Here is a 14,811-nt window from a genome sequence, read left to right as displayed (position 1 = left end):
CGCGGCATCCCTTTCGAGGTAAAGATCTTATGTCGAGGCAACGATCCTATATCGAGGTAGAGACCCTATGGTAAATACCACCGCCTGGAATCGCTTGCGCTATAGCATTTACGCACCAATCTATGATCTGGTGGCAACTAAAGCGTTTCGTAAACCCCGAAGGAATGCACTTAACCAAGTTGACTGGGAACCCGGCATGCGAGTGCTGCTGGTGGGTGCAGGCACCGGCTTAGACCTGCCTTATTTACCGCGTGAATTAGAAATCCATTTAACCGACCTAACCCCCGCGATGGTGACGCGAGCCCGTGAGCGAGCGGAACATGCGCAACGTGACGTGGTATGTCGTGTAATGGATGCCGCTGCACTGGACTACCCAGATGAGCATTTTGACGTCGTTGTGATGCATCTTATTTTGGCGGTGATGCCCAATCCTGAACAGGGACTAGCCGAAGCGCACCGGGTACTGAAAAACGACGGGCAGCTCTGTGTTATGGATAAATTTCAACCCGACACCCACATTGCTGGTCCAAGTCGGCGAGCACTGAACGTCATTACTTCATTGATCGCGACCGACATCACCCGCCAGGCGACACCACTGCTTCAACAAGCAGGCTTCAACATCCGCCGCGACGAACCCGTATTGATGAATGGCCTTTTTCGCGCACTTCTAGCAATAAAGTAAACTGTCCTCACAACTGCACATCCCCTAAAAATACCAGTACATCTGAAACAACAACGTCCAATACTGGTACAATTAATAGCAACCCGTTACTTGCAAGCTTCATCAATATGTAAGGTGACCAATGCCTAAAGCAGCTGTGAAACGCTTCCGTCGTTTACCCGAAGAAGAGCAGTCCCGCGTGATTGAAATGGCTTGGGAAGATCGCACTCCGTTTGAAGCGATCGACACTCTGTTTGGCCTAGGCGAGCCGGACGTCATAGAAGTAATGCGCCACCAGCTTAAGCCGGCCTCGTTTCGACTGTGGCGCAAGCGTGTTACTGGTCGCGCGACGAAGCATACGGCTTTGCGATCGCCGGATATTTTACGGGGCTACTGCCCAACGCAATATAAGCGCTAATCACCATTTGCAACGAAAAATCAGAGGATGCCATTTTCTAGTAGGCCTTTTTAATCGCCGAATAAGTGTTATATTATCACATAACACAACGCCGTTTATAAAAACCCGCTTAGAGGTGCATTCACAATGACCGTGTTTTCTCCCCTGCCCGTCACCGTGCTTTCAGGATTTCTAGGTGCAGGTAAAACCACCGTACTCAATCATATTTTGGCTAACCGCGAAGGTCGTCGCGTCGCGGTGATTGTCAACGATATGAGCGAGGTCAATATCGACGGTGCATTAGTGCGTGGCGGCCCTGGCGAGTCCACGTTAGATGGCGAGGTAGCGCTGAACCGTTCTGAAGAGCGTTTGGTAGAAATGAGCAACGGCTGCATTTGCTGCACGCTGCGTGAAGATTTGCTAGAAGAAGTTAGCCAACTGGCCAGAGAAGGTAAATTTGATTACTTGGTGATTGAGTCCACTGGGATTTCCGAACCGCTACCAGTGGCGGAAACCTTCACCTTTGAAGATGAAAGCGGCCAGAGCCTTTCCCACGTTGCACGCCTTGATACGCTGGTCACTGTCGTCGATGGTGCCAACTTTCTTGAGCAGTACCGCGAAGCGCAGAGCCTCGCTGAAGCGGGCGAAAGCTTGGGTGACGATGACGAGCGCAACGTCGCGGACCTGCTGGTCGACCAGATCGAGTTTTGTGATGTATTACTGATCAGTAAAACGGATCTGATCAATAAAAAAGAGCTTGATGCACTAACGGCGATTCTGCGCTCACTCAACCCTGATGCAGAGCTGGTGCCCATCACTCAAGGTGGCGTGCCGCTAGAGAAGGTGCTTGATACTGGCAAGTTCAATTTTGAGCGCGCCCAGCAAGCGCCTGGTTGGCTAAAAGAGATGCGTGGCGAGCATGTGCCAGAAACCGAAGAGTACGGTATTGGCAGCTTTGCCTACCACGCTCGCCGCCCTTTCCACCCGCAGAAATTCCACGCTTTACTCAATGAAGAGTGGTTTGGTAAAGGACTGCTACGCTCGAAAGGCTTTTTCTGGCTTGCTACTCGGCCACGCTTCGCAGGCCAATGGAGCCAAGCAGGTGGTATTGCTCATCACGGCCCAGCGGGCGTGTTCTGGAAAGCTATCCCCGAAGCTAACTGGCCGGAAGATCCTGAAACTCGCCAATTCATTATGGAAAAGTGGCAGGAGCCGTTTGGTGATATGCGCCAAGAGCTGGTGTTTATCGGCCAGAACTTGGACCAAGCCAAGATGCGTGACGCACTAGACACCTGCCTGCTAAGCGAAGCTGAGCTATTACAAGGTATGGAAGCGTGGAAGCAGCTACCCGATCCGTTCCCCGCTTGGGAGTAATGCTTTAACTGCAGGAGCTAGCTAAACAGCGCTCTGCCCACTGCCGCACTTCAGGGTAGGCACGCTGCTCAAAGACCGCGAAGCCGTTAAGGCCGCGGGCTTTGAGTGGGGTGAAAATCGGCATGGTTAAACCACATAAGAAGTGCGCCAGCCGCTGGACATTGGGCGGCTGGCCGAACTGCTCGGTGTGGCGTTCAATCAGCGGTGAGGCATAGCGGATAAAATCATTCTCAGACAGCGCGGGTAATGGCGTCGCATCCGGCAGCCGAACCGGGTTGCCGTAGCATACCGAACAGTGGCCACAGCGGCCCTGCTCGGTACCAAGTGGCCCATCGAAGGTGGTGTCCCCAAAATGCTCAGCTAACCGCCGAGTCAGGCAGCTTTCCGACTCAAACAGTGCCAGCATGGAGTGCAACCGTTCAATTTCGATTCGCTCCCGATCTAGACACTCATTAAATAACTGGCTTGCCATCGCCTCGACCGAAAATTCCGGCTGACAAATTTCATACACATCGGTCATACGCTTACCTTCCAGGGTCAGCCAGCCTTTATCCTGGAAGTATTCAAGCGCGGTAATGACGCGGGCACGGGAAGCATCGATTTGCTGTGCCTGCCCAGCCTGATGCAGTCGCTCAAAATCCACCGTCCCCCAAGTACGAGCGATAGCAATATTGTCGATTAACAAACGTACAAAGGCCGCCCGCTCTCCTGCAAAACGCCCCTCCAAGGCAGTAGGCTCAATGTGGTAGCGCAACCGATACTCGGCTAAGAACGCAAAGCGCGGCGCAATAATGCCGTGCATTTCCAGCCGTACCAGTAGCGTTTTAAGTGGCAGCAGGCGAATATTGGTATCTCGGGAAAGCGTATTGAGCAGTACTTCCCACTGACGATCTGGCGCTTGACCGGCTGATGAAATTTCTTCCAGTAAGCGCAAAATACCCGCGTACTCAGGCGTGTCGCCGTAAACGAAGTTCTCCAGCACCCGTAGACCATCGCGTCCGGCAATGGTTAAACAGGTGGAAGGCAGTCCATCGCGCCCTGCCCGACCAATTTCCTGGCTGTAATTCTCAATCGATTTAGGTAGATCAAAGTGCATAACGTTGCGGATATTGCCTTTATCAATGCCCATGCCAAAGGCAATGGTAGCGACAATACAGGGCGATTCGCCGCTCATAAACTGGCGCTGAATCTCATCGCGGCGGGCTGAATCCAGCCCCGCATGGTACGCCTGGGCAGCAATCCCCTGAACGGTCAGCGCACTTGCCACCTGCTCGGCAGTTTGCTGCAAGGTGACGTAAATAATCGTGGGCTCTTCGTTGCCAGGCGGCATTTTCGGCATAAGCCAATCAATCAGCTGTTGCTGACGATTTTCCATGGTGGGCACCACCAGAAGCTCTAAGTTAGTGCGATAAAAGCCCGTGGTAATGACATTTTCCGGTACGATTGAAAACTTCTCACGCATATCAGCGATAACCGCTGGCGTGGCCGTGGCAGTCAGTAGCAACACCTGGGGAATAGCAAAATCACGCTGATAATCGGGCAGTTTAAGGTAATCGGGGCGGAAGTTATGTCCCCACTCAGAGAGACAGTGTGCTTCATCAACCACTAGCAGCGATATTTGAACCTGGCGTAGAAAGTGCCGAAAACGCTCGTTCTTAAGCCGCTCCACCGACACCATGAGGATTTTCAGCTCACCGTTTTTGGCGCGCTCCATCACATCACGGGTCGTATCGCGATCTTGGGTAGAATCAATACTGGCAGCTGCAACACCATGGCGCGCTAAGAAAGCGAGCTGATCCTGCATCAGTGCCAGCAGCGGCGATACCACAAGGGTCAGATGCGGAAGATGAAGCGCAGGCAACTGATAACAGAGTGACTTCCCCGCCCCGGTGGCAAAAATCGCTGCGGTAGAGTGTCCATCCAACACTCTGGACACCACCGCCTGCTGGCCACCACGAAAATCATCAAATCCGAATACTGCCTTCAGCGTCTGCTGCGGTGATAGCGAGGTCATGGCCGTTCCCTGGAGTGTCGTCAATACGTTAGGGCTAAGCTAACGCGTTCACGTCGTTTTCTCCAATCAACGGTGACCATTAATAAGTAAGGGTTGCGGCTCTTCATTCTGTGTGGGAAGAGCCAGTGTCTGCCAAGCCTCATAGGTGGTAAAAAACACTTGCCCTGTTAGCTCGCGGTAAAGCGCTGTGTTTGTTAAGCGATCCATCACTGGGCCTTTCACTTCCGCCAAGTGCAGCGTTGCGCCAGCATCTTTTAACCGTCCGTTAATCGCTTCTAAGCTTTCAAGCGCGGACGCATCAATCACATTCACCGCCTGGCAGGTCAATACAATATGTTTTAACGTAGGGGAACGAGCAGCCAGCGCCATCACGGTATCTTCTAAGTAGCGAGCGTTAGCAAAGTAAAGGCTTTCGTCAATGCGCAGCATGGCCACATGTTGATCGGTTTCGACCTCATGGCGCTTCACATTGCGAAAATGCTCGGTGCCCGGCACCCGCCCTACCACGGCACTATGGGGCTGGCTGGTGCGGTACAGGTGCAGCCCTAGTGACAGCACCACACCGCTGATAATGCCGACCTCGACACTGTGCAACAGGGTCAGAAGCAAGGTCGCCACCATTGCCACGCCGTCGCTGCGGGAGTATTGCCAAGTGCGCTTTACTGCTGGCAGATCAATCAATGTGCCCACGGCGACGATAATGGTAGCGGCCAATGTCGCCGTCGGCAGAAATGCCAGCAGCCCCGTGAGCAACAGCGTAGAAAGCACAATACCTAAGGCGGTAAATGCCCCGGCCAACGGTGTTGCCGCGCCCGCTTCAAAGTTCACTACCGAGCGTGAAAACCCACCTGAAACCGGCGAACCACCGCTGACGCCAGCGCCCAAATTGGCCATCCCAAGAGCGATGAGTTCTTGATTAGGATCGATACGCTGGCGGCGCTTAGCCGCCAGGGTTTGCGCCACGGATACCGATTCTACAAAGCCCACTAAACTGATCAATAAAGCGGCAGGCAACAGGCCAAGCCATAGCGACTGATCGAGGCTAGGCAGCGTAATGGCAGGCAAGCCGCTAGGCACAAAGCCCACTAGATCCACACCGTACTGCCCCAAGTTAAAGTGCCAGGCCAGTAGCGTAGTCACCATCACCGCTGAAATCGGTGCGGCTTTGACCATCAAGCCAGAAGCGCTAGCCGAGATACCTATAGCCATCAGCCAGGTATTCAAGCGCTTGCGGCAAACCAGCAGATAGCCCCACACCCCTAAACCAATCAGTAGCGTGATGAGATTGATCTGTTGCCACTGGCTGAACAGTGCGCCCAGCAGCTCAATGACATTATGCCCCGCAGCCTCAACACCTAGAATATGCTTGAGCTGACTAATGGCGATCAAAATACCCGACGCAGTGATAAACCCAGAAATAACCGGATGGCTTAAGAAGTTGACCAAAAAGCCCAGCCGCAGCACGCCCATGGCAATCAACATCAATCCTGAAAGCGCCGCCAACACCAGTGCAGCGCCAATATATTCAGGACTGCCTGGAGTAGCAAAGCTGCTTAAAGCCGACGCCGTCATTAACGCTGCCACGGCTACCGGCCCTACCGCCAAGCTGGCACTGGTACCAAAGATGGCGTAAAGCACCAGCGGTAGCATACTGGCATACAGGCCCATCTCTGGCGGCAACCCAGCCAGTAAGGCATAGGCCAACGCCTGGGGCACCAGCATTAGCGTGACGATAACGGCTGCCAGCGAATCTTTAAATAACAAAGCCCGGTTATAGCGCCGCAGCCAGCCAACCACAGGCACCCAACGCTCTATGTTCATGAGGAGTACTCGCTCAGGTAATAGCACTGACTAAGGCAAATCACACCACACGCCTACGCTGTCTGATTTTCAAGCCCTTGGCGGTGTTCTTCCAAATCAAAACCGGCTGCTTTGGCAGCGGAAAATAGTTCCGCTAGATCGCATTTTTCGGTATGGCGCTTTGCGTAAGCCCAAAGATGGGTAGCACGCTTACCTGACCGACAAAACGCCAAAATAGGCCGAGGTAGCTGCTGCAGCGCCTTAGCAAAAGCGGCGACATCCGCTTGGCTATACTCGCCGGGGGTCACAGGAATGTGCACCCAATGAAGCCCAAGTTCTTCTGCTTTAAAGCGGTAAGCATCCTCTCCAGAAAATTCAGCGCTTTCACCCGGCTTGCAGTTACAGATCACCGTTTTAAAGCCCTGAGCTTTTACGTGCTCAAGCTCCTCGACCGTGAGCTGTGAAGTAATAGCAACGCCCTTCTCTAACGGTTGTGTTTGCATGCATCTCTCCTAGCGTTTCTCACTGCCGCTTTAAGCAGCAGCGCAAGGCATAACATACCATTACAACAATGTTATAAGCATAGCTTATTTTGGAATATAAGCAATAGCGCACTACAAAAACACCCGGGACTTTTTTTGAGAAAAGATCCGGGTGGCGCATAAATATCGAAGGGGGGAACGTTACGCTATTGGGTGTTGTTGCTGTTAGGGAACGCCGGATTAATTAAACACTTTCTCTAACGCAAAGCGCGGCTGTTGTTGGCCGTCTTTGTTAACGCTCTCAGTGAACATTGTAAGCGGACGCACCCACAGGCCGTAGTCGCCGTAAAGCGCACGGTAGACTACTAGCACCTCTTCATTTTCACTGTGCTGAGCGGTGCCCAGCACTTCGTAAAGGCTGCCTTTATAGTGGCGATATATACCGGGAACAGGCGTAGTCATTCACTTTCCTCTTGTTGGGTCGTTGATGGCATGGGCTTAGCGGCTTTTTTAGCCAGCCGTTCGAGCACTTTTGAGGCAGCGACAAAACCAAACGTACCAGTGACAAAGGTGGCGGCGCCAAAGCCTGAGGCGCAGTCTAGGCGGGTAGCATCACCGTTGCCGGGCTTTTGCAGACAGACTTCGCCATCAGCGCCAGGGTACACCAGCTGCTCATCAGAATAGACACACTCGACGGAAAAGCGCCGCTTGGGATTACGCGAAAAACCGTAATCACGGCGCAGCCGCGAGCGCACCTTGGAAAGTAGCGGGTCGTGCTCAGTACGTGTTAAATCTGCCACCTGAATGCGGGTAGGATCCGTCTGACCGCCTGCAGCTCCCGTCACGGTAATCGGCAGTTTACGTCGTTTGCACCAAGCGATTAGCGCTGCCTTGGCGATCACACTATCAATGGCGTCCACCACATGATCGGCATCCTCGGGGATACGCTCGGCAAGGTTAGTGGGTGTCACAAAAGCACTGTCAGCTACGACGTTTATCTCAGGGGCAATCAAGCGACAACGCTCGGCCAACACGTCCACCTTTGGCTGGCCAATAGTGCCGTCTAACGCATGGAGCTGACGATTGACGTTGGACACGCATACGTCATCCAAATCAATCAGCGTCAGCTTGCCAATGCCAGAACGCGCCAACGCTTCTACCGTCCAGCTCCCCACGCCACCTACACCCACTACCACAACATGAGCATGGCGAAACGCTGTGGCAGCACGTTGGCCATACAAGCGGCGAATGCCGCCAAAGCGAAAGTCATAATCCGAAGACATGGTTGGCTCTCTATTTTACAACATGCTATTTGACAGCACGGGGCGATTCGTCACGACTACCGTTGAAGTGCTGCAGGCGTTGAAATGGCTGGGGTGCGCATGCTATCTAGCGGCAGATGCCCAGCCCAGCCGAATTGCTCAAATAGGCTTCTCATGGTCGCATCGAGTGCGCAGCTTAGTTGGATACGCTTATCGGTTAAGGGGTGATCAAACGCTAAATAGGTGGCAGCCAACAGCAAACGGGGAGCATTCAGCTGATCCGCAAAAAAGCGGTTGTGGACACTTTTGCCGTGCTTGGCATCTCCAATAATTGGATAACCACGTCGAGAAAGATGGCGACGGATCTGATGTCGACGCCCGGTCATAGGCCGCGCTTCCACTAGCGAATAGCGCGCCACTGGATAGCGGTCTACCTGCACAGGCAGTTCAACGCTATCCAGGCGACGAATATCGGTCATCGCGGGCATAGCAGGCATCTCGGCTTTGGGGCGCGTGCCATCTTCTTCCCGTAGAGGGTAATCAAGGCGCTCTTGCTCCGGCGCTTTTCCCCTCACTACCGCCAGATAGCGCTTTTCTACCTGCCGCTCGCTAAAGCCTTCACTCAACACGGCTGCCGCTTCAGATGATAAACCAAACACCATCACGCCAGAGGTGGGTCTATCTAACCGATGCACCGGATACACTCGTTTGCCAATTTGGTCACGCAGGCGTTGAAGTAAAAACTCTGTTTCTCCACGCGCCAGCGCCGAGCGGTGCACTAATAACCCAGACGGCTTATGCACTGCAACAAGATGCTCATCCTGATAAAGGATGTTCAATGGCAACATGGTACTCCCCGGTAACGGCAATTGAGATAACAAATCGCGGTGATTTGAAGCAGCGCGCTATTGTCGCGGCTTGACGGCTCAATGTCATCTGCTACTAGCAGCATCAGGAAAGCAAATATCCCCAACGCCCAATCCATTGGCAGAGTTGCTTCGAGGAAGCTACCTTGAAATGGCAACTCGTCTTACGAGCTTCCATGGATAAGGAAAGGAGAATTGCACTATGCGTTATTCACTACCGCTAACAGGTATTGCCGCGGGGCTATTGCTGGCAACCACCGCTCAGGCCAATGAGACGCTCGACGTTGAAATGCACAAGGTCAGCGCTGAAGGAATTGAACAGTCTATTGGGACTGTCGCTATTGAGCATACTGAGCACGGCGTGTTGCTTACGCCGTCGTTAACTGACCTAGAGCCCGGCGTATACGGTTTTCATGTCCACCAAAATGCCAGCTGCGAGCCTGCTGAAAACGATAGCGGCGAAATGACAGCAGCGCTGTCTGCAGGTGGTCATTACGATCCTGAAGAGGCTGGCACCCACCAAGGTCCCTACGGCGATGGCCATCTGGGTGACCTACCGGTTCTCACGGTGAATGAAGATGGCGAAGCTAACCTTCCCGTGCTGGCACCGCGCTTGAGTATGGAAGATATGCCGGGGCGCAGCCTGATGATCCATGCCGGCGGCGATACGTATTCAGATGATCCCCACTTAGGCGGCGGCGGTGCGCGCATGGCCTGCGGCGTCGTTGAATCGTAACGGTTAAAACCCCATCACTATAACGACATACCGGGCAGCACAGCGCTGCCCTTTTTTGTGATGATGATTTCTTGTGTTAATGAAGCCTTATGTTGTTGGTTGCTCTCGCTAGCACCATAGGCCACTAAAGTCTTAAAGCGATTATCCTGATGAGTCGGTACATTCAGCCCGGCCAAATAAGCGTGCTAACAAGTAATTCACTAGCATGCACGACCATCTTAATTCCCCTGAGACTGAGTGCCTAAATGATCACCTTCATTGTATCGATACTGCTTCTAGTCGTGGGCTACTTCACCTACGGCAAGTTCGTTGAGCGCGTGTTTGTTACTGACCGCAAGCGTCAAACACCGGCGTTTAGTATGCGTGACAATATTGACTATGTGCCGATGAACACCACGCGCAACTCGCTTATTCAATTGCTTAACATTGCCGGTGTCGGCCCGATTTTCGGCCCCATTTTAGGGGCGCTTTACGGTCCTGTGGCTTTTATATGGATTGTGGTTGGCTGCATCTTTGCAGGTGCCGTACACGACTACCTCACCGGTATGATCTCGATTCGCAATCACGGGGCTCATTTGCCTCAGTTGGCGGGTAAATTTCTCGGTAAAACCATGAAGCATGTGGTTAACGGCTTTGCTATTTTGCTGTTATTACTGGTGGGCACGGTCTTTGTAACCTCGCCCGCAGCGCTGCTTTCTAATATGACATCACTCTCTTTAACGCTCATTATTCTGGCGATTTTTGCCTACTATCTGGTTGCTACTCTGCTACCGATTGATAAAGTCATTGGGCGTATCTACCCCTACTTCGGCGCTTTGCTGCTATTCAGTGCCGCAGGCATCGGTATTGGTTTGGTTGTTACCGGCGCACCGATTCCAGAACTCTCTTTCCAGAATATGCATCCGGAAGGAGCGCCCATTTTCCCACTGCTGTTCTTAACAATCTCCTGCGGTGCTCTTTCAGGCTTCCATGCCACACAAACCCCCATCATTTCGCGTACGACGCAAAACGAAACCAATGGCCGTAAAATCTTTTACGGCATGATGATTGCCGAAGGCGTGATTGCGATGATCTGGGCCGCCGCCGCCATGAGTTTATTCCAGGGTGAACAGTCGCTGTCCGCTGTGTTGGCCGCCGGTGGCCCCGCAGCAGTGGTCAGCGAAGTATCTATTAGTATGCTTGGCGCTGTTGGCGGCACGCTGGCAGTGCTGGGGGTTATTGTGCTGCCGATTACCTCGGGCGATACCGCCTTCCGCAGTGCACGAATGATTATTGCTGACTATCTCAAGGTTGAGCAGAAGCCAATTATTAAGCGTATTTTGATCGCCCTGCCGCTGTTTGTTGCTTCTTACGCGCTTACCCACATGGACTTTACCCTGCTATGGCGCTACTTCTCCTGGGCCAACCAAACCACCGCGGTTATCGCACTGTGGGTCGGCACCATGTACCTAGTGCTATCACGTAAGCCTTATCTGATTACCTCGATCCCAGCTGTCTTTATGACCATGGCCACCTTTACCTATTTAGCCTACGCACCGATTGGTTTTGGTTTGCCACTCCAAACAAGCTGTATCGTCGCGGCGCTGGGAACGCTGGTATGTATCGCACTGTTTATGAAGCGTGTACGCCGCTTAAGCCGCGCGACCTTTGCTGTTGATGAGCATGCTGATGCCTTTGATGCAGGCCAAGAGGGACAGACCCAAACACTATCTACTGCTACCAAGTAAGTTACTGTTTTACTGCCCATTAAGAGAAAAAGCGCTGATTAGCTCAGCGCTTTTTTATGGGCGTCTCTTAACTTAATTTCGACCACTTTTAGACTAGCTGTTTTGACTAGTTGTTTTAACCACTGAAACACGCTTTTTAGACGCAGACTTAACGCATAGATTGATGCCCATCCAGCCAATGTTATATCATAACTAAAATATTTTATTGAGCGGCATAGCAAACGATGGTGTCAATGTGCAGCGACCCAGTGTTATCCGTGCGTGATCTGCGCATCAAAATCGGCCAGCTACAGGTTGTTGATGGACTCTCGTTTGATGTCATGCCCGGCGAGCGTGTTTGCCTCTTGGGCGCTTCTGGCTCAGGCAAATCGTTCACAGCTAAAGCAGTGCTCGGCTTGCTGCCACCCAATGCTAGAACTCAGGGAAGCATACGTATTCAAGGCCAAGAGGCGATTGCAACACCTGCCACACAGCGGCCGAAAAACTCACGGGTGTCGATGGTGTTTCAGGATTCGCTCTCGGCACTTAATCCCTTAGTTTCTATCGGTTCCCAGCTGCGAGAACCCTTTTTGCGCCACCATGGCCTATCGCGCTCTGCCGCGAATGACGCCACAGTGGCACTACTCGCGTCACTGGACCTTCCAGACCCTCAACTGTTAATCAAGCGTACCCCAGCAGAGCTTTCTGGTGGACAGCGTCAGCGGGTATGCATTGCGTTAGCAATGGCTTGTAAAACGTCGCTAATGGTTGCCGATGAACCTACGACTGCGTTGGACGTCGTCACTCAAGCCCAGGTACTGCGCGCCTTGCATCAACATACCGACAGCTCAGCATCTGCGCTGCTATTCATTACTCATGATCTACACGCGGCAGCACAGCTATGCCAGCGGGCAGTCATTATTGAACGAGGCATGATGATCGAAAGCGGTGAGTTAGACACCCTAATCACCTCCCCGCAGCACCCATTCACTCAAGCGCTCGTAGCGGCGGCGCATAATGTGCAACCGCCTGAAGTAGTCCCAACTGACTATTTGAAGAGTGCCTAAATGCAGAGCCATCCACTTTTCAAGTGCCAGGAAGCCTTCCTCTCAGCAAACGGGCTCTATAAAAGCGTCTCGTTACCCCGCACTGTTTTTTGGCGGGCGGGTGAACGCAAACAAGTCATGAATAACATCAACCTGAGGCTTTATCCGGGTGAACGTGTCGGACTAGTCGGCTTGTCAGGGTCGGGGAAAACGACATTACTGCGCTCGCTGTTAGCGATTGAAGCGCCCGATACTGGTTCGATTACTTGTCTGCATAAAATGGTACGTCCCGCCTCCACGGCCAAGCTTAGATGGTACCGTCGGGCTGTTCAGTATATTCCCCAAGACCCCGGCGCCTCCCTTGATCCTCGCATGAGTGTTCGAGCGCTAGTGGCCGAGCCATTAATAAGGCTGAACGTTGATTGCGCCCCTGGAGAGCGCGCCCGAGAAGCACTGGAGCAAGTCGGCTTGGATACCCAGTTTTTGGAGCGCCTGCCTCATGAACTCTCCGGCGGCCAAGCCCAACGGGTCGCCATTGCTCGCGCGATAGCCACACGCCCGCGCTTTTTATTGGCCGATGAGCCACTTAGCGGCCTGGATCTACCGGTTCGCGCGCAGGTGATTAGCGTGCTCAAGCAGCTTTGTGATGAAAGTGGCACCGGACTGCTGATGGTGTCCCATGATTTATCGGTGGTCACCCAGTTGTGCCAACGCACGCTGGTCATGGATGACGGCAAAATAGTTGAAGACCGTTCAACGGCAGCGCTTTGGCGCACACCCCATCACCCGACTACGCGCTCGCTAATCAATGCCGTTGCGCAACTACCTACTTGTGCGCATCCAAACTGCAATGCAGCTGAGTTAGAAGCACTCTAATAACGTATCTGTGACTTTTTATTTTTTCTACGCATTTTTCCTGCCCGTCACTTCAACCGGAGTTGTTACGATGTTACCCCGTCCGCTGCGCCTTTCCCTGCCCATTGCCCTTGCCGCCCCGTTACTGCTTGCCGGTTGTTTTGATGAACAGCGTGACACCACACCTTCAGAGGCTGGTGAACGAATCAGCCTAGCGATGCTGCAGCCACCTCGCTCGGGATTAACGCCACTTTCCGATGATGCTTTCAAACTGTCGCGCTGGAGCACGGCGGAAACGCTCATTCGGTTGGATGCCAGCAGCGACCCACTGCCCTTTCTAGCCACCGAGTGGGAGCAACTCGATGGCCATACATGGCGGTTTGTGATTCGCGATGGAGTCAGCTTTCATGATGGCACGACACTGACAGTTAGCGACGTAGTGAACGCTCTCACTGCGGCCACCCAGGCCGCCCCGAAACCACGCATTTTAGATGGCGTGAACATGACCATCGAAGCCGATGGTGATAATGCGGTGATTGTGCGCACAGAAACCAATGACCCGCTGATTCCCAATCGCCTTTCAAGCCCCCAGCTAGCGATTTTAGCCGCCAGCGCCTATGGCGAGGATGGCCGGGTTAACCCCATCAAAGCAGGTACCGGCCCGTTCGTATTAACAGAGATCAACAGTACTAGCAGCGCACATCTAGACCGCTTTGCTGACTACTGGGGCGAGCCCGCCAAAGTGGCCGGTATTGATGCTGATTATGTCCCCGACGGCACCGCTCGGGCGGCAGCCTTAAGAACCGGTGTGGCCGATGTGGTTGAAGCGATTCCGGTGTCTCAGGTGGCGCTGCTTGACCCTGAGTTAGTCCACGAAGTGCCCATGCCACGCACCAATACGCTTTACCTGAATACCGAATCAGGCCCAATGACCGACCCCGGGCTGCGCGCAGCCGTTCGTGAAGCAATAAACCGCTCCGCTATTGTAAATACCGTTTACGAAGGGCGCGCGGATATCGCTGAAGGGTTACTCGGCCCGGCACTAGCGTGGGCAAGCGACTACCGCACCCCGCTTGAAGATCGCACTGCACCCACCGAGCCAAACGGCACTGACATCACCCTGGCGACTTTTACTGACCGCGCCGAGTTGCCCGAAGTGGCTGTACTGCTTGAACAGCAGCTGACCCGTGCGGGCTTTAACGTGAACCAAGAAGTACGTGAGTACGCGCATATAGAAGCAGACGCCTTAGCCGGTGAGTTTGACGCCTTTATTCTTTCGCGTGCCACCGTCCTCGATTCAGGCGACCCGGTGGCCTATATGTTCAGCGACTTCGCTTGTGCGGGCTCTTTCAACATCGCCCAGCTATGTGACCCCGCCGTCGATGAAGCGTTAGCCAATGCCGCCATGCTGCCCACAGGAGACGAGCGTCGTCAGGCAATTAGCGAGGCGGAAGCAGCTATTTTACGCACCGATGCGGCTATTCCGATGCTCCACGAACGCGTTATTCAGGGCGAGTCGGCGCGGGTCTCTAACGCCGAGCGCGACCCCCGCGAGCGCATGCTAATTACTGAAGAGACCACCATTGTCGCCGACAGTGACTCCTAAGGGTAC

14 protein-coding genes are annotated in these 14,811 nt (G+C 53.5%); 8 read left to right on the top strand and 6 right to left on the bottom strand.

Features of this window, described 5'->3' with window-relative positions; translation table 11 throughout:
* Positions 1-67: 67 nt before the first annotated feature.
* The 3 genes from ACN06F_RS02910 (at position 68) to zigA (ending at position 2,432) form a co-directional block, all read left to right on the top strand.
* Positions 68-682 (top strand): class I SAM-dependent methyltransferase, encoded by a 615-nt coding sequence (locus ACN06F_RS02910; protein WP_198348639.1) that lies wholly within the window; start codon positions 68-70, stop codon positions 680-682.
* Between the two features lie 121 nt (positions 683-803).
* Positions 804-1,079: a TIGR03643 family protein gene (locus tag ACN06F_RS02905; RefSeq protein WP_038481338.1), complete on the top strand. Its 276-nt coding sequence runs from the start codon at positions 804-806 to the stop codon at positions 1,077-1,079.
* A gap of 126 nt (positions 1,080-1,205) precedes the next feature.
* On the top strand, positions 1,206-2,432 hold the full coding sequence (gene zigA, locus ACN06F_RS02900; protein WP_038481335.1) for a zinc metallochaperone GTPase ZigA: 1,227 nt from the start codon (positions 1,206-1,208) through the stop codon (positions 2,430-2,432).
* A 4-nt stretch (positions 2,433-2,436) separates the two neighbouring features.
* Here the strand turns inward: zigA and ACN06F_RS02895 are convergent, their stop codons facing one another.
* The 6 genes from ACN06F_RS02895 to ACN06F_RS02870 form a co-directional block, all read right to left on the bottom strand.
* Positions 2,437-4,446 (bottom strand): RecQ family ATP-dependent DNA helicase, encoded by a 2,010-nt coding sequence (locus tag ACN06F_RS02895; RefSeq protein ID WP_433924625.1) that lies wholly within the window; start codon positions 4,444-4,446, stop codon positions 2,437-2,439.
* Positions 4,447-4,512: 66 nt separating this feature from the next.
* On the bottom strand, positions 4,513-6,267 hold the full coding sequence (locus ACN06F_RS02890; protein WP_433924624.1) for a SulP family inorganic anion transporter: 1,755 nt from the start codon (positions 6,265-6,267) through the stop codon (positions 4,513-4,515).
* Between the two features lie 53 nt (positions 6,268-6,320).
* Entirely contained in the window at positions 6,321-6,749 is a 429-nt protein-coding gene (locus ACN06F_RS02885) for a TIGR01244 family sulfur transferase (protein ID WP_038481326.1), read from the bottom strand.
* 219 nt (positions 6,750-6,968) lie between these two features.
* Complete coding sequence (locus tag ACN06F_RS02880; RefSeq protein WP_287706057.1) at positions 6,969-7,190, bottom strand: DUF1653 domain-containing protein; 222 nt, start codon at positions 7,188-7,190, stop codon at positions 6,969-6,971.
* Positions 7,187-8,011 (bottom strand): tRNA cyclic N6-threonylcarbamoyladenosine(37) synthase TcdA, encoded by an 825-nt coding sequence (gene tcdA, locus ACN06F_RS02875; protein WP_433924623.1) that lies wholly within the window; start codon positions 8,009-8,011, stop codon positions 7,187-7,189. Before tcdA ends, ACN06F_RS02880 begins: the two co-directional genes overlap by 4 nt.
* A 56-nt stretch (positions 8,012-8,067) precedes the next feature.
* Complete coding sequence (locus tag ACN06F_RS02870; protein ID WP_433924622.1) at positions 8,068-8,838, bottom strand: pseudouridine synthase; 771 nt, start codon at positions 8,836-8,838, stop codon at positions 8,068-8,070.
* 220 nt (positions 8,839-9,058) lie between these two features.
* On the opposite strand from ACN06F_RS02870, the gene sodC reads away from it, so the two are divergent.
* From sodC to ACN06F_RS02845, 5 genes are all read left to right on the top strand, one after another.
* Positions 9,059-9,592 carry a superoxide dismutase family protein gene (gene sodC, locus ACN06F_RS02865; protein ID WP_038481314.1) on the top strand — a complete coding sequence of 178 codons (534 nt, stop codon included), beginning with the start codon at positions 9,059-9,061 and terminating at the stop codon, positions 9,590-9,592.
* A 245-nt stretch (positions 9,593-9,837) separates the two neighbouring features.
* A complete protein-coding gene (locus ACN06F_RS02860; RefSeq protein WP_038481311.1) occupies positions 9,838-11,319 on the top strand; it encodes a carbon starvation CstA family protein in 1,482 nt (493 codons plus the stop codon).
* 233 nt (positions 11,320-11,552) lie between these two features.
* Positions 11,553-12,365 carry an ABC transporter ATP-binding protein gene (locus tag ACN06F_RS02855; RefSeq protein ID WP_433924621.1) on the top strand — a complete coding sequence of 271 codons (813 nt, stop codon included), beginning with the start codon at positions 11,553-11,555 and terminating at the stop codon, positions 12,363-12,365.
* A complete protein-coding gene (locus tag ACN06F_RS02850) occupies positions 12,366-13,220 on the top strand; it encodes an ABC transporter ATP-binding protein (RefSeq protein WP_433924620.1) in 855 nt (284 codons plus the stop codon).
* Positions 13,221-13,290: 70 nt separating this feature from the next.
* The gene (locus ACN06F_RS02845; protein ID WP_433924619.1) at positions 13,291-14,805 is read left to right on the top strand and encodes an ABC transporter substrate-binding protein; all 1,515 of its coding nucleotides are present in this window, start codon (positions 13,291-13,293) and stop codon (positions 14,803-14,805) included.
* Positions 14,806-14,811: the final 6 nt, after the last annotated feature.

The sequence above is a fragment of the Vreelandella sp. 21 genome (assembly GCF_050995515.1).
In the GTDB taxonomy this organism is placed as follows: domain Bacteria; phylum Pseudomonadota; class Gammaproteobacteria; order Pseudomonadales; family Halomonadaceae; genus Vreelandella; species Vreelandella alkaliphila.
This window is presented reverse-complemented; position numbering and strand designations above follow the sequence as displayed.